We start from the raw sequence: 18,353 nt of genomic DNA on the forward strand, positions 1-18,353 counted from the left end.
CCCCCCCCCCGGCCCGGGGGGGCCCAGTTGGCGCCCTGCGCCCCCCGAGGGTGGGGTGCCCGGGGGGTCGGGGCTCAGCCCCCCTGCCTCCCAAGCACAACAACGACTCGGCGCCAAACGCCTCAACCCCGCGCCTTACTCGGATTCACCAGATTCCCGAAGAAGATCGCGTTGATCAACAACCGGTCCGTGCCGTGCCAGTACTTGCGGTGCGCCGGGTCATCGGCAAACAGCACCACGTTGCCCTGCCCCTGCGCCGACACCAGCACCCACGCGCTGCCCGCCACCCGCGCACGGTTGCGCTCGGAAAGATAGCCATTCACCCGCGGCGGTGTGTCGATGCGTACCACCGTCGAGAACGGATTCGTGCTCGGCTGCAGCGTCACCGTGCTCTCCTTGTTGATCGCCAGTTGCCGGCGCGGCACGCCAAACGCCAGCGGATGACTGGTGTCCACATCGGCGCTCAGGATGTTGCCGCTGACCCGCTCGATCGCGGCGATGTCGCGCTGGTCACCGAATGCACGGCGGCTCTCGTCGGCAGTCTCTTCTTCCTTGCCGAGCTTCTCGCCGTCGGCCAACTTCTGCTCGATCGCCCACTTCGAGGCACTGCCGTAGGTAACCAGCGAGCCACCCGCCTGCACCCAGCGCTTCAGCGCAGCCACCGCCGTGGTATCGACGCCGGTGTAGCTCCCCCCGGACAGCACGATCGTGGTGTAGCGGTCCAGGGACACTTTGCCCAGCTGCTGCGGGTCCAGCTTGCTGGCAGGCAAATGCAACTGCTGGTCGAGCAGGAACCAGGCCGAGCCGATCTCGGTGGCGGCCACGCCCTCACCCATCACCAGCGCAACCGCGGGTTTGCGCAGCGCCTTGACGCCGTCACTGCCCAGATCGATGCCTTCGCGGCTGCGGCCACTGGACAGCGCGTGCACCTGCACACCTGCCTCGCGCGCGGCCGATGTCACTGTCTCAAGCAGCGCCGCACCCTGCAGCGTTTGCCCGGCAACCGGAATCACCAGGCTGCCGGCGGCGAAGCTGACGTCGCCCTGCGCGGTCGCCGTGGTGAACGGCTGGAATGCCGCACGTGCACTCACGCCCTTGCCCTGCAGCGCGGCCAGCGCGCGCCCGGCGTTGTAGTCGCGCCAGTCGATCGCGTAGGCGAATCCGGCCTGACCACCCAGCACCGCGCCCTGCTGCGCCGGCAACGCAGTCACCCGTGCGCCGCCCTCGATACGGCTACGGCTGCCGGCGAAAGCCACGCCGTAGGCCGGTGCGATCGCATAGCTGGTGCTGCCGTAGAACACATCCCCCTTGATCGGCGGTGTCTCGGCAAAGATCGAATGCACCAGGCGGAACTGCGCCTGCTGCACCTGCACCACGTAGGCGCTGCCGGCATCGAAGCGCTGCCCATCGACGGTGACTGCACGCTCCAGCGCACGTACCTCGATGCGATGCAGCAGCAACAGTTCCAGCAGGCGACGGGTCAGTGCCGGATCGTGCGCGTCGCCGAACACGAAGCTCTTCACCGGCTGCTGTGCGGCCTGCTTCAACGCGCTCTGGAAGAACTGCTTCTGCAGGTCGAACAGGCCACTGCGCTCGGCCACTGCACCACGCACCGTGCCCAGCCCGGTGGCGACCTGGTTGCGGATGGTGAACGGGAAGGTCAGCAGGCCATTCACCGATTCCTGCACGCGGCCACGTGAACTGGCCTGCTCGACGGTGACGCCGACCGCGCCGTGGAAGTCCGGATAGGTCGAGCCGTACACCGGCGAGAAGTTGTCGAAATTCTCGCCGGTGTAGTACAGCGAACCCAAGGCATCCAGCGCCTGCGCGTGGTACTTGGCCAGGGTCTTGTTGAACTCGTACGACGGCGCCGGAATCAACGGGCTGTGCATGCTCTTCGGCGAAGGCTCGAAGTAGTACGTGCTGTCCTTGCCCATTTCGTGGAAGTCGATCTGCACGTTCGGGTACCACTGGTGGAACACCTCCACCTTCGGCCGCGAGTCCTGCTGGGTCAGGGCCAGCCAGTCGCGGTTGAGATCGGTGAAGTAGTGGTTGGTGCGGCCCTGCGGGAACGGCTCGACGTGCTCCTTGTCAGCCGGGTCGGCCGAGGCCGGATCGGAGGCCCACGCGTTGTGCCAGTTGGCGGCGCGATCGCGACCGTCCGGATTCTGCGCCGGGTCGAACAGCACCACCGCCTGCTGCAGCCATTGCTGGGTCTCGGCACTGCGGTTGGCCACCAGGTAGTAGGCGGTCAGCATCGCCGCCTCGGCGCTGGAGGTCTCGTTGCCATGCACGCTGTAACCCAGCCACACCACCACCGGGCTGTCGCCCGCCGCACTGCGCGGCTGCGCCGGATCGACCAGGGTCGCGTGCTGCTGGCGGATCTGTTCCAACCGCGCGTGGTTGCCGGCAGCGGTTACCGTGGCGATCAGCAACGGGCGGCCCTCGTAACTGCGGCCGATCTCGCGCACGCTGATCTTGTCCGAGCGTTTCGCCAGTTCCTGGAAGTACGCCACCAGCTGGTCGTGCCGGGTGTAACGGCTGCCGATCGGGTAGCCGAGGAACTGCTCGGGTGTGGGAATGGACGTATCGAACGCGGCCGCGTCGACGGCCTGCGGGAAGAAGTACGCACTCTGTGCCTGCGCTGGCTGCGGGCAGGACAGTGCGGTGGCGGCGGCGATCAGCAACGGAAGAACGGCACGACGATGCAAGGACACGGTGACTCCCCAGGACACAACGGCAGACGGTCGCGCGGCCGGCTCCCTGAAGAAACCGGCCGCAGCGGATGGATCAGAAGCGGTAATCGAAGCCCAGCGTGAAGTAGCGGCCGCGCAGGTCGTATTGGCTGAAGTCGTACGGCGCGCGGATGCCCGGGAACGAGGCGTCGTACGGCGGCGTCTTGTCGGCGAGGTTCTGCACCTTGGCGTACACGGTCAGCTTGTCGATGCCGGTATAGGCCAGGTACAGGTCGTACTGGCTGTAGCTGCCGACGCGCTGCTGCACGGCCTTGGCCGCGGCGCTCGCTTCCTGGCGGTAGCCGCTGGTGTAGTACCAGGTCACGGCTGCGTTGAAATCGCCGTACTTCCAGTCCAGCGTGGTGGTGGCCTTGTCCTTGGGCAGGGTCGCGCCTAGGTTGCTGCCGGCGTAGTCCACCAGCGGGCCACCGACCACGGTCGGGCGACGGTAGTCGCGCACGTGGGTATAGGCCGAGGACACGGTGAAGTCACCCAGCGCCGCGGTCGGGATGCGCTGGCGCAGTTCGACGTCGATACCCGAGGTCTTCAGCTCGCTCAGGTTCTGGTAGCGGTTGTAGACCGCCTGCAGCTTGCCGCGCTCATCGCGCTGCACCGCGCCAGCCACGTTGTCGTTGACCAGGGTCTGGGTATTGTTGGTGCCGACCAGGTTGTCCAGCTGGATGCGGTAATAGTCCACGCTCAGGTTGGTGTTGGCCCACGGTGACAGCACCACGCCGAAGTTCACGCTCTTGGTTCGCTCCGGCTTCAGTGCGTTGTTACCGACGGTGAAGAAGGTCGGGTTCTGGCGCGAGCCCGGCACGTCCGGATCACGCGGATCAACCACGCTGCCGTAGGCGATGCTGGTGCTGTTGGAGTTTTCCGACAGCGACGGTGCGCGGAAGCCCTTGGAAGCGGACGCACGCACCAGCAGGACATCCAGGGGCTGCCAGCGCAGGCCGATCTTCGGCGAGAACGCATCGCCGAAATCGTCGTAGTGGTCGGCGCGCGCGGCGGCGGACAGCTCCAGCGTCGAGGCCAGCGGCACGTTCACTTCGGCGTAGGCGGCACTGACCTGGCGCTGGCCGTGCACTTCGGCGATCGCCGGGCGCACCTGCAGGCCGGCATCGATCTGCCACGGGTTGTTGGAATCGAGCTTTTCGCGGCGCCACTCGGCACCGGCGGCGAAGCCGATCTCGCCGGCCCAGGTGCGGCCCAGGCTGCCGGAAATCTTGGCGTCGACGCCCTGCAGCTTCGACTCGGCCGGGCGCAGCGTGGCGATGTTGATCGAATCACGTACCGACTGCGGCGTGGCCGCCGGATTCAGCAGGTTGTAGCTGCCGGTGGCCAGCGCGTCGGCCAGCGCCCAGCGGTTGGCGAAGCCGCCGGACACGCTCTCGCGCTCGCTGCTGCGTGCGCCGAATGCGGCCACTTCCCAGTCCCAGTTCGCAGTGGTGCCGCGCAGGCCGAACACGCCGCGATAGGCCGTGGATCGGTTGGTCTTGATGGTGCCACCAAGGTCGAAGAACGTGTACTCGATCGGGATCGCACGGCCGTACGGGTTGTACGGATTGTTGGCCGGCAGCAGCGACGACACCGGCTCGGCCAGGCCGCTGTTGGCGTTCAGTGCGAAGCGGCCGCTTTCCAGGGTGAAGAACGGGCTGCTGCCGAACCACGCGGCGCTCTTGATCTGGCTGTACAGCACTTCGCCGAAGGCCTCGACGTTGTCGTTCAGGCGGAAGGTGCCGTTGGCATAGGCCTGGTAACGCTTGGTCGAGGGGATCAGCGTGGTGAACGGCGCCTGGTTGAAGCCGCAGGTGTCACCGGACAGGCCATCAATCGACGCGCTGGCAACGCGGGTGGTGCCGGCCGGGCAGTTGCCGTTGGCGTCGAGCATCGGCACCGACACGCCGTTGATGAGGTAGCGCGCGCCCTTGGCCGACCAGCCGTTCCAGCGGCCACCCGGCTTGTCGGTGTAGATGCCGCTCCTGGTCAGGTTGCGTTCGTCCTGGTCCAGGCGCTCACGGTTGTACCCCTGCAGACTGAAGAGGATGTTGTAGCCATCGGTGTCGAGATCACCCAGGCCGCCGACGAACTTCAGGTTCTGCTCGTGCAGGCCGCCCTGGTCGGCACCGCCGAAGCTGCCGCCGATCTCGGCGCCTTCGAAGTTCTGCCGGGTGATGATGTTGACCACGCCGGCCACGGCATCGGAGCCGTACACCGCCGAGGCGCCGTCCTTGAGCACTTCGATGCGCTCGACGGCCACCAGCGGCAGCGCGTTGAGATCGACGAAGGTGTCGGACAGGCCACCGGCCGGGAAGCCGTAGTTGGCCAGGCGGCGGCCGTTGAGCAGCACCAGCGTGTTCTTCTGCGACAGGCCGCGCAGGCCGATGCCGGCCGAGCCGGACGCCCAGCCATTGTTGGTGGTTTCGTTGGCAGCGTTGCCGGTGTTGGCCGAGATCGAGCGCAGCACGTCGGCGACGGTGGCCTTGCCGGTCTGTTCCAACTGCTGGCGGCCGATCACCTGCACCGGGTTGGAGGCCTCGGTATCGGTGCGCTTGATGTTGGAACCGGTGACGCGCACGGCGGCCAGGGTGCTGGCTTCGCCACTGGCGTCGGCGGAGGTTTCGGCGGCGGCGGACAAAGGCGCGGCCAGAGCGACGGCCAGGGCCGCCACGAGCAGGGTGTGCTTGGGCATGACGATGTGGGGGAGGCGGAAAGGGCGACGTAGTTCCGCAGTAGTCCATGCCTGGCCGGGGGCCGGCCAATAACATCTCTTCATACGGATATAAGAGAAACTATCATCTCTTCATCCGGATGGAAAGAGTTACTTCACGAAAGGCCAACATCCGCTCAGGATGGCCGGCCACCTGCGGCGTACAATCGCGCCATGGAAATCTTCAAAGTCTTCATGCTCGAGGCGGCGCACCGCCTCCCCAACGTGCCGCCGGGGCACAAGTGCGCGCGCCTGCACGGCCACTCGTTCCGGGTGGAACTGAAGGTCGAGGGCGAGCCGGGTGCGCAGACCGGCTGGATCATGGACTTCGGCGACGTGAAGGCGGCTTTCCAGCCGATCTATGACCGCCTGGACCATCACTACCTCAACGACATCCCCGGCCTGGAGAACCCGACCAGCGAGAACCTGGCGGTGTGGATCTGGAACGAACTCAAGCCCAGCCTGCCGGCGCTGAGCGAGATCACCGTGCACGAAACCTGCACCTCCGGCTGTCGCTACCGCGGCCCGACGGCCTGATCAACCCATTGATCTGAAAGGATTTTCAAAGGCGCCCTGAGCGCCTTTGTTATTTTTGTTGCATTGCCGCATCAACGGCGTATGCTGCAATGCATCAAGCCACTCCCTGATGCCCCCCATGGCCGCCGCCTTCAGCGATCGCTTCAGTGATGCCACCCGCCAGTTCGCCGCCGCCGCAACGCGCGCAAACCGATTGGCGTTGGAGAACGCGGAAAGCATGTTCGGCGTGCAGTTGAAGGTGATGGAGCGCAACCTGACCGCGACCGGCGGCTGGCTGGGCGAACTGGCCCGCAGCGACGACGCGGCCGGGATGCTCAACAAGGGCGCACAGCTGTGGCAGGACAACCTGCAGCGGCTGGGCCAGGCCCAGCAGGACGTGGTCGGTCTCGGCCTGGTGGCCAGCAAGGCGTGGTCCGAACTGGTGCAGGGTTACAACGAATCAACGGCGGACGCGAGCAACCACTGACGCGACGCAACGCTCATTGCGTGGGTCCCTCCCCCCATGCAATCCGGACCCGGCAGATCCCTCCCTCTGCCGGGTCTTTTTTTGCCTGGCGTCCGGATTCCGGAGTGCGTCTTCGTCCGATGTCTCTGCGAACTGAGGGGCCCCGCCGGGACAGGCAGGGGCCTGGGCAAATGTCCCGGCGCCGGCCGTTGGCCGCCACCTCCTCCTTTACTTTGCCCAGCCCCCCGCCCGCCCCGACGAGACTCGGCTTACGGCAGGTAAAGCGCAGCGCTCGTGGCGCCTTTCAACGAGGCGCCGACGAACTCCGAACGCAGGGCGGATGCCCTTGCGTACGAAGTAAAGGGGGAGGTGACGGCCAACGGCCGGCGCCGGAGGACATTCGTACGCAAGGGCCTCCGCCCTGCGCCGCGCAGGACAACCCGCGAAGGAACCTCAGCGCCCGCGACCACCATGCCAATGCTGGTGCCACGCCTGGAACATCAGCACGTTCCACAGGTGCGTGTGCCACTTGCGCTCGCCGCGCAGGAACGCTTCCCAGATGCCGCGCACGCGTGCCGCATCGAAGCAGCCCTGGTTGCGAAGCAGCTGCGGGTCCAGCAGCGCCTCCGCCCAATCGCGCAACGGACCGGCCAGCCAGCGCGCCATGGGCGGGCCAAAGCCACGCTTGGGACGGTACACCAGCGGCTCGGGCAGGTAGCGTGCCAACAGATTCTTCAGAATGAGTTTGTGTTCGCCATCGTGGTACTTCAGGTGCTGCGGCAGGCGCCAGGCCAGGCGCACCACCTCCATGTCCAGCAATGGCGCACGGGTTTCAACGCCCGCCGCCATGCCCGCGCGATCAACCTTGGCAAGGATGCCCTCGGCCAGGTCCATGCGGAAATCCAGCAGCTGGATGCGCGCCTCGGCCGGCAGCGCGGTGTCCTGCTGCTGGAAGATCGTCATCGGCTCGCGTGCACCCAGCACCACCTGCGCCGGCTGCCGCCAGCGCGTCACGCGCTGCAGGTAGTGGCCTTCCACGTCGTTGGCGGCGACTTCCGCCACCAGCGCACGCCAGCCGCCGAGGCGGCCTCGCTCCACGTTCATCCGGTTGCCGCTGCGCCGTGCCAGGTCACGCACCCAGTCCGGCAGGCCGCCGCACAGGCGTGCATTGCGCAGCGCGCGGCCGTAGCTGGGGTGACCGAAGAACAGTTCATCGCCGCCATCACCGGTCAGTGCGACCGGCTTGCGAGCGCCCAGCAGTTCGCTGGCGAGCAGGGTCGGCAGCTGCGAGGCATCGGCGAACGGCTCGCACCAGACCTGCGGCAGGCGCTGCAGCAGGTCCAGGCCCTGGCGCGCGTCCATGCGGTGCAGGTGATGCTGCACGCCCAGGTGACGCGCGACCTGCGAGGCCCAGTCGCTCTCATCATGGCCGGGATCGTCGAAACCGACCGTCCAGGCTTCGATCGGCAGAGTCGACTGCGCCTGCATCATTGCGGTTACCAATGAGGAATCGGTGCCTCCGGACAGGAACGCGCCGCAGGCCAGCGGCGAGTGCATGCGTGCGGCAATGGCCTTCTGCAGTACCGCTTCCAGCTGGTCGGTGGCCTGCTCCAGGCTGGGTGCCGGCTGCAGTGGTTCCTGCAGCGCGCTCTGCATCGCATCGCGTGCACACCAGTAGCGTGAGCCGCCCTGTGTGGCCTGGCTGGAACCGCCAGCCGCATGGTCATTCAGATCGATGCGCAGCATCGCCCCTGCCACCAGCTTGTGGATACCGCGGTAGATGGTGTGTGGTGCCGGCACATAGTCATGGCGCAACAGCAGGCTCAGCGCATCCTGGTCGATGCCAGGGGCAAATCCGGCGAAGGCCTGGAGCGCCTTCAACTCCGAGGCAAACAGGAACTGGCCCTGGTACCAACCGTAGTACAGCGGCCGCTCGCCGACCCGGTCGCGGGCCAGCCACAGTTCGCGCGCCTCCCGGTCCCACACACTGAAACCGAACGCGCCCTCGATGCGCGACAGCGCCCGCTCCACGCCCCATTCGACGATCGCCTGCAGCAGCAGCCGCGCATCGCTGCAACTGCGTGGCAGGTCGCGCAGCTGCGCCTGCAGGTCACTGCGGTTGTACAGGCGGCCGTCCAGGCACAGCACGTAGCGACCGCAGTCCGAGCTCAGCGGCTGTAACGGCGTATCGGTGGGCGCCCGGCAGTGGCCCAGTGCCAGGCCGGCCCCGGCGTCGGTCCAGTAGCCAATGCGGCCCCGGCCGCGCTGCTGCAGGGCGCGCAGCATCGGTGCCAGGCGCTGCAGCAGGTGTTCGTCCTCGGCAGGTGGCAGCCAGGCCCCGACCACGCCACTCATCGGGCACCTCTGCAGCGGCAGCGGCGGGACGGGTTCAGCAGGTAGAGGGCGGGCGACATGGGAACGGCACGCGGAGCGGAGGAGACTCCATGCTCTGCGCCCTGACGGCCCCGCGTCAGTCGCGTTGCTGTCAGCGATGGTCACCAGACGTATCAAGAAGGTAACGCTTTGTAACAACCTCAGGCTATGCTCAACGCCAAGCTGTTGCCAGGCCTGGAGTGCGGCCCCAGCGCCAGCAACCCCGGCTGAATGGCGCCCACCCGCTGGACCCGGGCGGCCCGCAGGCTGGGATAGCATCGCCGCGCTCGTGCCGTGGCGGTACGTTTGCGTCCACGGAGGCCTTGGAAATGCTGGATATCGTACTGGTCGAAGACGATGCCCGCCTGGGAACGATGGTCAGTGACTACCTGCAGCGGCATGGCTACCAGGTCGCCCATGAACGCAGCGGCGAGCGGGCAGTGGCCCGGATCCTGGCGGAAAAGCCGGCGCTGGTCCTGCTCGATGTCGGCCTGCCCGACCAGGATGGTTTCGAAGTGTGTCGGCAGATCCGGCCTCACTATGACGGCATCATCTGCGTGCTGACCGCCCGCACCGACAACATCGACCAGGTGCTGGGCCTGGAACTGGGGGCCGACGATTACATCGGCAAACCGATCGAACCGAGGGTGCTGCTGGCCCGGCTGCGTGCCCACCTGCGCCGCCATCGCCGGGTCGAGCCACGTGACGGCAGCCTGCGCTTCGGCGAGCTGAACATCGACCCTTCCACCCGCAACGTACACCTGCAGGGCGGCCTGCTGGAGCTCACCACGGCCGAGTTCGACCTGCTGTTCCTGCTGGCCAGCAACGCCGGCCAGATCCTGGACCGCGATGCGCTGCTGCGCGGCCTGCGCGGGATCGCCTTCGACGGCCTGGACCGCTCGATCGATGCCCGCATCTCGCGCCTGCGCCGCAAGCTGGGCGACAACCCGGAGCAGCCAGAACGGATCAAGACCGTTCGCGGCCGCGGCTACCTGTTCAGCCGCTCGGCATGGGGATGACGCGCACGCCGTCGGCGATGCGCGGCCACGCCTTCCACTTCCTGCGCTACGGCATCGGCTTCCTGCTCGCCCATCTGTTGCTGATCGTGCTGGGCCTCTGGGCCTGGGATGCCCTGCTGGAAGACCGCACCGAAGCCGGCCTGCAGGCCGAGATGCGCGGCACGCACGCGCTGCTGCAGCATCGCTTCGCCGAAACCCCGCGTGAACAGTGGCCGGCGCTGGCCCGCGAACTCGACGCTGATTTCGCCTATGCCCTACGCCTGGTTCCTTTGGCCGAGGCGGTGAAGGCGCTGCAGTCCAGCCAGCGACCGCCATTCAACAACGGCCGGGTGCAGATCGACCTGGAGCACATGCGCAGCCTGCAGCGCATCGGTGACAGCGGCTACGCGCTGATGCTGGGGCCGCTGGACGAAGCGCTGCCTGACGAAAGCTGGCAGGACAGCGAAGTCTCCGGCGTGGCGATCCTGCTGCTGATCCTGATGGTGGCGGTGGCACTGCCGATGTACGTGATGGTCTACCGGCTGTGGCGCGACGTCTCGCAGCTGGCCCAGGCGGCGCGGCGGATGCGCGACGGCCAGCTGGACACGCGTGCGCCGCGCGCCGGCACCGCACTGGTGCGGCCGCTGGCCAATGCCTTCAACCACATGGCCGAGCAGCTGCAGCAACTGCTGGAAAGCCAGCGGGTGCTCGCGCAGGCGGTGGCGCACGAAGTCCGCACGCCGTTGGCACGGATGCGTTTCGGCCTGGCCGAGCTGGAAGACAGCGCACTCGACGACGTGCAGCGCGATGCGCTGGGCGGCCTGCGCACCGATGTGGATCGGCTGCAGCACCTGACCGACGCCGGCGTCGAGTACGCCGCACTGGGTCGCTGCCATCAGCTGACCCGCCAGCGCCTGCAGCTGGCGGCGCTGGTGCGCGGCGTGGTCGCCCAGTTCGCGCCGCTGCCGGTGCCGGTGCAGCAGGCGCTGTCGCCGGTGGGCCTGGTCAACGTCAACCGGCACATGCTGGAGCTGGCACTGCGCAACCTGCTCGGCAATGCACTGCGTTACGCGCGCCGGCAGATCCGTATTGCCAGCACCGTCAATGACGGCTGGCTGTGCCTGCAGGTGGAGGACGACGGCCCCGGCATCGCACCCGAACTGCGCGGCCAGGTACTGCAACCCTACGTGCGGCTGGACCCGGGCAGCCCGGGCTTCGGCCTCGGCCTGGCGCTGGTGCAGGTGGTGGCCGACAAGCACGGCGGCCACGTTGAAGTGACCGACTCCGAACTGGGAGGTGCGTGCATCCGCCTGAAACTGCCGCTGGAAAGCGGCGGTGCGGTGACGGGCGAACCGGCCTGCTAGGCCGCCGGTTCGGCGCGTGGCAGGGCAAACACGAACAACGCGCCGCTCGCGCTGTCACGCAGTTCGATCCTGCGCCCATGCAGCTGCACGATGCGCTGCACGATCAGCAGGCCCAGCCCGCCGTTGTCGCCACGCCGAGCGCCGAGCGCGGCCGGTGCCTGGAACAGGTGGGTGCGCAGCGCTGGCGCCACCCCGGGGCCATCATCGGCCACGCTCACCTCCACGCTGTCATCGGTTGCGCGCAGGCGCACCTCGATCTGCCCACCCTCGGGTGCATGCCGCAGCGCGTTGTCGAGCAGGTTGGTCAGCACCCGCTCGACCAGGCCCAGATCAGCACGCACCAGCGGCAGGCCGGGCGGGAACTCGGCGTGCAGGTGCTGGTTGCGCGCCTGCGCCGCCAGCTCGAATTTCTGCAGCACATCCTGCAGCAGTTCCGGCAGCGCGAACACTTCCCACTCCAGGCGCACTTCGCCATGTTCCAGCCGCGCCAGCTCGAACAGCGCGCGTGCCAGCCGGCCGACCTTGGCACTCTGTGCCAGCGCGATGCCGAGATAACGGCGCCGCTCGTCCGGCGACAGCGTGGCGTCCTTCAACGCCAGTGTTTCCAGGTAGCCATGCAGCGACGACAACGGCGTACGCAGGTCATGCGAGATGTTGGCGACCAGCTCGCGGCGCTGCAGATCCTGCTGGCGCAGCTGCTGCCACTGCTCGCCCAACCGTTGCGCCATCTGCGCATGCGCATGTTCGAGGATCACCAGTTCATCGCGCTCACCCGGGCGCAGCGGCTCCGCCGGCGGCAGTGGCGTGGGTGCATCGATGTCGAAGGCCTGGATGCGCCGGGTCAGCCGCCGCAGCGGGCGTGTCACCCAGTAGAAGGCCACCAGCCCGGCCAGCAGACCGAGGCCACCAACGAGTGCCACCGACCACAGCGTGGTGTTCCACTGGCTGCCGGCGGCGAGGTCGTCGGCCAGCATCTGCCGGTGCTCGCCCACCAGCACCACGTACACATAGCCGGCCTGGCGGCCCTGCACGATCAACGGTGCGGCACTGAACACCTTGCGGCCATCGGCGCTGCGCGGATCATCACCGAGGATCGGCAACGGTGCTCCCGCCAGCAGACGGCGCAGCGGCGCCACGTCCACCCGGGTGCGCACCAGGTGCCCACTCGGCGCATCGTGGCCAAGGATGCGGCCCTGGTCGTCCAGCAGGTAGACCTCGACGCTGGGGTTGACCGCCATCAGCTGGCCGAACAGCGCGCGCACGGCGGCATCGCGCATGCCGCTGGTATCCATCAGCTCGCTGCGCTGGGCAATGTGCTCGGCCAGGCCCAGCGACAGCCGCTGTACCACCTCCTGCTCGTGGCGGGTGTTGGCCCGCATCTGCAGTGCAAGCAGCGCCATGCAGCACGCCAGCATCAGCGCAGCGGTCACCACCGCCAGCTTCTGCCACAGGTTCGGCTTGATCATGCCGCCGCCCCGGCCGGATCGACCAGCTTGTAGCCGCGGCCCCACACCGTCAGCAACCGCCGTGGGTTGGCCGGGTCCGGCTCGATCTTGCTGCGCAGGCGATTGATATGGGTGTTGACCGTGTGTTCGTAGCCATCGTGCTGGTAGCCCCAGACCTGGTTGAGCAGTTCCATGCGCGCGAACACCTGGTCCGGATGACGGGCGAAGAACAGCAGCAGGTCGAACTCGCGCGGGGTCAGCTCCAGCGCGTTGCCATCCACCGAGGCGGTGCGCGCGACCGGATCCAGCTGCAAGCCGCCCAGTTCGATCGCGCCGGCATCGATGCGTGCGCTCTGCGCCATCGCCTCGGCGCGGCGCAGCAATGCGCGCACGCGTGCCACCAGTTCCGGCATCGAGAAGGGTTTTGCCAGGTAATCGTCCGCGCCCAGTTCCAGGCCGACGATGCGCTGGGTTTCGCTGCCGCGCGCACTGATGATGATGATCGGCACATAGCGCGCCATCGCGCGTGCGCGCTGGCAGACCTGCAGGCCATCCACGCCGGGCAGCATCACGTCCAGCACCAATGCATCCCACGGGCCTTCCTGCTCCAGCAGGCGCAGGCCGGCATCGCCGCTGGCGGCATGGGCCACGTCGTAGCCCTCATCGCCCAGGTGCATGCGCAGCAGGTCGGCGATGTGGGCATCGTCTTCAACGATCAGCACGCGTTTGGTCGACATCGGCAGCTCGGGGCCAGTGGGGAGGCGGGTTGCATTGTGGCGCGGGACGGCCGCCGATACCTCACGAAAAATTGAATCCTGCGTGAGGATTCGTTGACCCGGGCGGGCGCAGCATGGCCTCGTCATCCCCTTCCCGGAGTCCGCCATGTCCTTGTCCCGCCGCCATCTGCTGGGCCTGGGTGGTGTTGCCACCGCTGCCGGCCTGCTCGGCCTGGGGGCCTGCAGCCGCGCCGCCCCGGCCGCCGCCGAAGCGCGCCCGTCGCGACAGTTCGAGGTCATGCACAGCGATGCCGACTGGCGCCAGCGGTTGACCCCGGCGCAGTACGCGGTGCTGCGCCAGCAGGCCACCGAACGGCCGTGGAGCAGCCCGCTCAACAAGGAACACCGCCAGGGCACCTTCGCGTGTGCCGGCTGTGCGCTGCCGCTGTTTTCCTCCTCCACCAAGTTCGAGAGCGGCACCGGCTGGCCCAGCTTCTGGGCGCCGCTGCACAACGCCATCGGCGAAGACCGCGACGTCACCTTCGGGATGCTGCGGGTGGAGGTGCACTGCCGTCGCTGTGGCGGCCACCTCGGCCATGTGTTCAACGATGGCCCACGCCCGACCGGGCTGCGCTACTGCATGAACGGTGCAGCGATGGTGTTCGTTCCCGGCGCCACGGATGGCACTGCCGACGGCTGGCGGGTGCCGGTCGGTTCTTCCCCTGTTTCCGGAGCCTGACGATGCTGCTGTTGCTGCTTGCCTATCTGGGGGGCGCGCTGACCCTGCTCAGTCCCTGCATCCTGCCGGTGCTGCCGTTCGTGTTCGCGCGTGCCGACCGTCCCTTCCTGCGCAGCACGCTGCCATTGCTGCTGGGCATGGCGCTCACCTTCACCGTGGTTGCCAGCCTGGCCGCGGTGGGCAGCCAATGGGTGGCACAGGCCAACCAGGTCGGGCGCTGGATCGCCCTGCTGCTGATGGCACTGTTCGCGGTCGCCCTGCTGTGGCCACGACTGGCCGACCATCTGCTGGCGCCGTTCCAGCGCGTGGGTGCCCGTCTGAGCGCGCGCGCCGATGCCGCGGATGCCGCTGGGCGTGGCGGCGCGTGGACCTCGCTGCTGATCGGCATCGCCACCGGCCTGCTGTGGGCGCCCTGCGCGGGGCCGATCCTCGGCCTGGTGCTGACCGGTGCCGCCCTGCATGGCGCCAGCGTCGGCACCAGCACGCTGCTGCTGGCGTATGCGCTGGGCGCGATCACCGCGCTGGCACTGGCGGTGTGGGTGGGCGGCCGCGTGTTCCGCGCACTGCAGGCGCGGCTTGGTCTCGGCGACGCACTGCGCAAGGTGCTGGGAGTGGCCGCGCTGCTGGCGGTGGTGGCGATTGGTCTGGGCTGGGATACCGGCCTGCTCACCCGTCTTTCGACGGTCAGCACCGCACGCATCGAGCAGGGCCTGCTGGATGCGGTACCCGGCGCGCAGCCGGCGGCACCGCCGATGATGATGATGGCCGGTGCCAACGCCGCAGCCGATGCACCGCTGCCGGTGGAAGGCACCCTGCCCGCGCTGGACGGCGCCACCGGCTGGCTCAACAGCCCACCGCTGACGGCCCAGCAGCTGCGCGGCAAGGTGGTACTGGTCGATTTCTGGACGTACTCCTGCATCAACTGCCTGCGCGCGATGCCGTTCGTGCACGAATGGGAACGCCGCTACCGTGACCACGGCCTGGTGGTGATCGGCATACACACGCCGGAGTTCGCCTTCGAGCGTAACCCACGCAACGTGATGAAGGCGGTGCAGCAGCTGAAGGTCGAGTACCCGGTGGCGCTCGACAACCAGTACACGATCTGGCGCGCGTTCAACAACCGCTACTGGCCGGCGCAGTACTTCGTCGATGCGCAGGGCAACATCCGCGGCCACCAGTTCGGCGAAGGCAACTACGCGCGCTCGGAACAGGTGATCCGTCGCCTGCTGGCCGAAGCCGGGCAGACGAACCTGCCGCCACCGGCCGATCCCGCTGCCGCCGACCTGAAGGGCGTGGCCGTGCAGGCCGACATGGGCAACCTGCGCTCGCCGGAAACCTACCTCGGCCACGCCCGTGCCGAGCAGTTCGCCTCACCCGGCGGACAGCGCAGCGACAGCGCGTTCGACTACACGCTGCCGACCACCCTGGCGTTGAACCAGTGGGGACTGTCCGGCCACTGGACCATTACCGACGAGGCCGCAGAGCTGCAGCGGGCCGGTGGCCGCATTGCCTTCCAGTTCCATGCGCGCGACCTGCACCTGGTGCTGGCACCGACCCGCGACGGCACGCCGGTGCGCTTTCGCGTCTGGCTGGACGGCAAGCCGCTGCCCGCCGCCGATGCCGGCAGCGATGTCGATGCCGATGGCAGTGGCGTGGTCGACGAGCACCGCCTGTACCAGCTGGTGCGCCAGCGCGGCACGGTCGGTCCGCACCGCTTCGAGATCGAATTCCTCGATGCGGGCGTGCAGGCCTATGCCTTCACTTTTGGTTGAAACGGGAGGACATGATGAAACTCTCCTTTGAACAGGGCATCGCCGCCGGTGTCGCCGGACTGGTGGCCACCGCATTGATCGCCGGTGTGCTGCTGGTCGACCACGGCGCGGCTGCGGCGCCGGTCGAAGCCAGCGCGCAGACCCAGGCAGTACCGGCACCCACGGGCGATGCGGCGTTCCGCGATGACGCGACCCACGCCAGCGTGGTGTTCGCCGGCGGTTGCTTCTGGGGCGTGCAGGGCGTGTTCCAGCACGTCAAGGGCGTGAGTAATGCGGTGTCCGGCTACATCGGCGGCAGCGCCGCCGACGCGCGTTACGAGCGGGTCAGCAGCGGCCAGACCGGCCACGCCGAAGCAGTGAAGATCGACTACGACCCGCGCCAGGTCAGCTACGGGCAGTTGATGCAGGTGTTCTTCTCGGTGGTGCACGACCCGACCCAGCTCAACCGCCAGGGGCCGGACCACGGCAGCCAGTATCGATCGGCAATCTTCACCGATGACGCCCGCCAGCAGGCAGCCAGCCGCGCCTACATCGCCCAGCTCGGCCAGGCCGGCAGCTTCCGCGCGCCGATCGTCACCCAGCTGGTCAGCGGCCAGCGCTTCTACCCGGCCGAAAGCTACCACCAGAACTACATGACCAACTACCCGCAGGCGGCCTACATCCGCTACTACGACGCACCGAAGCTTGCGGCGCTGGGCAAGCAGTTCCCGGCGCTGTACCGGCGCGAGGCGGCGCTGGCGCCGATGCGGTAGCCGGCATTCCCCCTTGGGCTGACCGACGCTCGGCGGTGCTCTCTGTAGAGCCGAGCCCACGCTCGGCTGCTGTTGGCGGAAGTGCAGCCGAGCATGGGCTCGGCTCTACACACAAAAAAAGACGCACGGCCATCCAGCCGTGCGTTTGGGAAGTATCGGCCGTGCCCCGATCAGGCCCGGCCGACAACGACATGCTAGGCTCGCCCTCATCATGGGTACAGCACCAGATGGCGGGAAATTTGATGGATACAGATGACCAGAGCGCGATGATCCCACCCCGCTACCAACGGCTGTCCGACGAACTGGCCGAGGCCATCCACGGCGGCCGGCTTCCAGTAGGCAGCCGCCTGCCCTCGCTGCGACAGATGGCCCTGCAGCGCAGGCTCAGCCTGAACACGGTGATTGCCGCCTATCGCCAGCTGGAGGACGCCGGACTGGTGATTCCGCGGCCGAAGGCGGGCTTCGAAGTCGCGCCGCGGCTGTCGGTGCCGGAGCGTTCGCTGCGCGACACCCCATCCGCGCCCACCGCGCCGCTGCAGCAGGTCCTGATGGCCCGGGTACTGGAAGCACAGCGCCGCCCGGGTGTGGTCGATCTGGCCTTCGCCGGCCCACGTGGTCGCCAGTTCTATCCCGGCGCGCAGCTGGCCCGGCATACCGCGCAGGTGCTGCGCCACGGCCAGCAGACGGTGGAGACCTATGCGAGACCCAACGGCTCCCCCCGGCTGCTGGCACAGATCGTGCGCCGCAGTCCGCGCATGGGACTGCACACCCACGCCGAGCGACTCCTGCTGACCCATGGTGCGATGGAAGCCCTGCAGCTGGCGTTGCGCGCGGTCACCCAGCCCGGTGACGCGGTGGGCATCGAGGCGCCGTCCTACTTCAACCTGTATCCGTTGCTGGCCAACCTCGGCCTGCAGGCCATCGAGTTGCCCACCCACCCGCAGCACGGACTGGACGTGGATGCACTGGATGCGCTGCTGGAGCACAGGCCGCTGGCCGCACTGGTGGTGATGCCGACCGTGCACAACCCGCTCGGCTGCACCATGCCGACCGCCGCCAAACAACGCCTGGCCGAGCTGGTCAACGCACGGCAGCTGCCGCTGATCGAGGATGCGGTGTACGCCGAGCTGCAGTTCTGCGAACCACCGGCACCCTTGCTGAAAGCCTTCGATCGCGATGGCTGGGTGATGGTGGTCGGTGGCTTCTCAAAGACACTGGCGCCGGATTACCGCATCGGCTGGCTGGATGGCGGCCGCTTCGCAGAGCGCATCGCACTGCTGAAGTTCCAGTCCACCGGCGGCGAGCCGCAGCTGCTCGGCGATGCGGTGGCCGCGTATCTGGAAGCAGGCAGCTACGAGCACCATCTGCACCGCATGCGCCGCCTGTACCGCGAACAGGTCGGGCGGCTGCGCCAGCTGGTGGCCGAACACTTCCCGGCCGGCACCCGCGCCACCGAACCGCAGGGCGGCTTCCTGCTGTGGCTGGAACTGCCGGGCGTGGACACGCGCGAGCTGTTCGAGCGAGCGCTGCTGGAGGACATCGTGTTCATGCCGGGCCAGGTGTACTCGCGCGGCGCACGCTACCGCCACTGCCTGCGGCTGTCGTGCTGCCAGAGCCTGGATGCGCGCTTCATCGGTGCGGTGGAGCGGCTGGGTGCGATTGCGCGGGAGCTGGCGGCTGCAGCACGGTAGTGGGGGGGGGGGGCCGGGGCCCCCCCGGGCGCGGGTGGTGAGGGGTGTGGGGGCCCGCCCCGCCCCCCCCCCC

The 18,353-nt window shown here is 68.1% G+C and carries 13 protein-coding genes; 8 read left to right on the forward strand and 5 right to left on the reverse strand.

Going from position 1 to position 18,353, the window contains the following annotated elements; translation table 11 throughout:
- Positions 1-122: 122 nt before the first annotated feature.
- Positions 123-2,717, reverse strand: coding sequence for a M14 family zinc carboxypeptidase (locus R5H29_RS02355; protein WP_164283735.1), 2,595 nt, complete (start codon positions 2,715-2,717; stop codon positions 123-125).
- A 73-nt stretch (positions 2,718-2,790) separates the two neighbouring features.
- On the reverse strand, positions 2,791-5,430 hold the full coding sequence (locus tag R5H29_RS02360; protein WP_332328679.1) for a TonB-dependent receptor: 2,640 nt from the start codon (positions 5,428-5,430) through the stop codon (positions 2,791-2,793).
- A 192-nt stretch (positions 5,431-5,622) separates the two neighbouring features.
- Between R5H29_RS02360 and queD the strand changes: the two genes are divergently transcribed.
- Together queD and R5H29_RS02370 are read left to right on the forward strand one after the other, a co-directional pair.
- Complete coding sequence (queD, locus tag R5H29_RS02365; RefSeq protein WP_005407953.1) at positions 5,623-5,985, forward strand: 6-carboxytetrahydropterin synthase QueD; 363 nt, start codon at positions 5,623-5,625, stop codon at positions 5,983-5,985.
- Positions 5,986-6,103: 118 nt separating this feature from the next.
- The gene (locus R5H29_RS02370; RefSeq protein WP_019660945.1) at positions 6,104-6,451 is read left to right on the forward strand and encodes a phasin family protein; all 348 of its coding nucleotides are present in this window, start codon (positions 6,104-6,106) and stop codon (positions 6,449-6,451) included.
- Positions 6,452-6,883: 432 nt separating this feature from the next.
- Here the strand turns inward: R5H29_RS02370 and asnB are convergent, their stop codons facing one another.
- On the reverse strand, positions 6,884-8,785 hold the full coding sequence (gene asnB / locus R5H29_RS02375; protein WP_188250025.1) for an asparagine synthase (glutamine-hydrolyzing): 1,902 nt from the start codon (positions 8,783-8,785) through the stop codon (positions 6,884-6,886).
- A gap of 347 nt (positions 8,786-9,132) precedes the next feature.
- On the opposite strand from asnB, the gene R5H29_RS02380 reads away from it, so the two are divergent.
- The gene (locus tag R5H29_RS02380; RefSeq protein WP_010484092.1) at positions 9,133-9,822 is read left to right on the forward strand and encodes a winged helix-turn-helix domain-containing protein; all 690 of its coding nucleotides are present in this window, start codon (positions 9,133-9,135) and stop codon (positions 9,820-9,822) included.
- Complete coding sequence (locus R5H29_RS02385) at positions 9,819-11,165, forward strand: ATP-binding protein (RefSeq protein WP_111102060.1); 1,347 nt, start codon at positions 9,819-9,821, stop codon at positions 11,163-11,165. Before R5H29_RS02380 ends, R5H29_RS02385 begins: the two co-directional genes overlap by 4 nt.
- On the opposite strand, the gene R5H29_RS02390 is transcribed toward R5H29_RS02385, so the two are convergent.
- Together R5H29_RS02390 and R5H29_RS02395 are read right to left on the reverse strand one after the other, a co-directional pair.
- Positions 11,162-12,631, reverse strand: coding sequence for a HAMP domain-containing sensor histidine kinase (locus R5H29_RS02390; protein ID WP_180877027.1), 1,470 nt, complete (start codon positions 12,629-12,631; stop codon positions 11,162-11,164). The two genes, R5H29_RS02385 and R5H29_RS02390, sit on opposite strands and share 4 nt — an antisense overlap.
- On the reverse strand, positions 12,628-13,347 hold the full coding sequence (locus R5H29_RS02395; RefSeq protein WP_005407947.1) for a response regulator transcription factor: 720 nt from the start codon (positions 13,345-13,347) through the stop codon (positions 12,628-12,630). The genes R5H29_RS02390 and R5H29_RS02395 overlap by 4 nt, the downstream gene beginning before the upstream one ends.
- 145 nt (positions 13,348-13,492) lie before the next feature.
- Between R5H29_RS02395 and msrB the strand changes: the two genes are divergently transcribed.
- The 4 genes from msrB (at position 13,493) to R5H29_RS02415 (ending at position 18,280) form a co-directional block, all read left to right on the forward strand.
- Positions 13,493-14,065 (forward strand): peptide-methionine (R)-S-oxide reductase MsrB, encoded by a 573-nt coding sequence (msrB, locus tag R5H29_RS02400; protein WP_005415145.1) that lies wholly within the window; start codon positions 13,493-13,495, stop codon positions 14,063-14,065.
- Between the two features lie 2 nt (positions 14,066-14,067).
- The gene (locus R5H29_RS02405) at positions 14,068-15,837 is read left to right on the forward strand and encodes a cytochrome c biogenesis protein DipZ (RefSeq protein WP_332328680.1); all 1,770 of its coding nucleotides are present in this window, start codon (positions 14,068-14,070) and stop codon (positions 15,835-15,837) included.
- Positions 15,838-15,851: 14 nt separating this feature from the next.
- Positions 15,852-16,589 carry a peptide-methionine (S)-S-oxide reductase MsrA gene (gene msrA, locus R5H29_RS02410; protein WP_164144244.1) on the forward strand — a complete coding sequence of 246 codons (738 nt, stop codon included), beginning with the start codon at positions 15,852-15,854 and terminating at the stop codon, positions 16,587-16,589.
- A 242-nt stretch (positions 16,590-16,831) separates the two neighbouring features.
- A complete protein-coding gene (locus tag R5H29_RS02415) occupies positions 16,832-18,280 on the forward strand; it encodes a PLP-dependent aminotransferase family protein (protein ID WP_171953376.1) in 1,449 nt (482 codons plus the stop codon).
- Positions 18,281-18,353: the final 73 nt, after the last annotated feature.

The sequence above is a fragment of the Stenotrophomonas sp. A3_2 genome (assembly GCF_036624925.1).
Lineage (GTDB): Bacteria > Pseudomonadota > Gammaproteobacteria > Xanthomonadales > Xanthomonadaceae > Stenotrophomonas > Stenotrophomonas hibiscicola.

What these genes read in the sequence shown, in the direction of transcription:
- R5H29_RS02390 (WP_180877027.1), bottom strand. Translation starts at nt 12,631, where the DNA reads ATGATCAAGCCGAACCTGTGGCAGAAGCTGGCGGTGGTGACCGCTGCG.
- msrB (WP_005415145.1), top strand. Translation starts at nt 13,493, where the DNA reads ATGTCCTTGTCCCGCCGCCATCTGCTGGGCCTGGGTGGTGTTGCCACC.
- msrA (WP_164144244.1), top strand. Translation starts at nt 15,852, where the DNA reads ATGAAACTCTCCTTTGAACAGGGCATCGCCGCCGGTGTCGCCGGACTG.
- queD (WP_005407953.1), top strand. Translation starts at nt 5,623, where the DNA reads ATGGAAATCTTCAAAGTCTTCATGCTCGAGGCGGCGCACCGCCTCCCC.
- asnB (WP_188250025.1), bottom strand. Translation starts at nt 8,785, where the DNA reads ATGAGTGGCGTGGTCGGGGCCTGGCTGCCACCTGCCGAGGACGAACAC.
- R5H29_RS02370 (WP_019660945.1), top strand. Translation starts at nt 6,104, where the DNA reads ATGGCCGCCGCCTTCAGCGATCGCTTCAGTGATGCCACCCGCCAGTTC.
- R5H29_RS02385 (WP_111102060.1), top strand. Translation starts at nt 9,819, where the DNA reads ATGACGCGCACGCCGTCGGCGATGCGCGGCCACGCCTTCCACTTCCTG.
- R5H29_RS02405 (WP_332328680.1), top strand. Translation starts at nt 14,068, where the DNA reads ATGCTGCTGTTGCTGCTTGCCTATCTGGGGGGCGCGCTGACCCTGCTC.
- R5H29_RS02380 (WP_010484092.1), top strand. Translation starts at nt 9,133, where the DNA reads ATGCTGGATATCGTACTGGTCGAAGACGATGCCCGCCTGGGAACGATG.
- R5H29_RS02360 (WP_332328679.1), bottom strand. Translation starts at nt 5,430, where the DNA reads ATGCCCAAGCACACCCTGCTCGTGGCGGCCCTGGCCGTCGCTCTGGCC.
- R5H29_RS02415 (WP_171953376.1), top strand. Translation starts at nt 16,832, where the DNA reads ATGGATACAGATGACCAGAGCGCGATGATCCCACCCCGCTACCAACGG.
- R5H29_RS02395 (WP_005407947.1), bottom strand. Translation starts at nt 13,347, where the DNA reads ATGTCGACCAAACGCGTGCTGATCGTTGAAGACGATGCCCACATCGCC.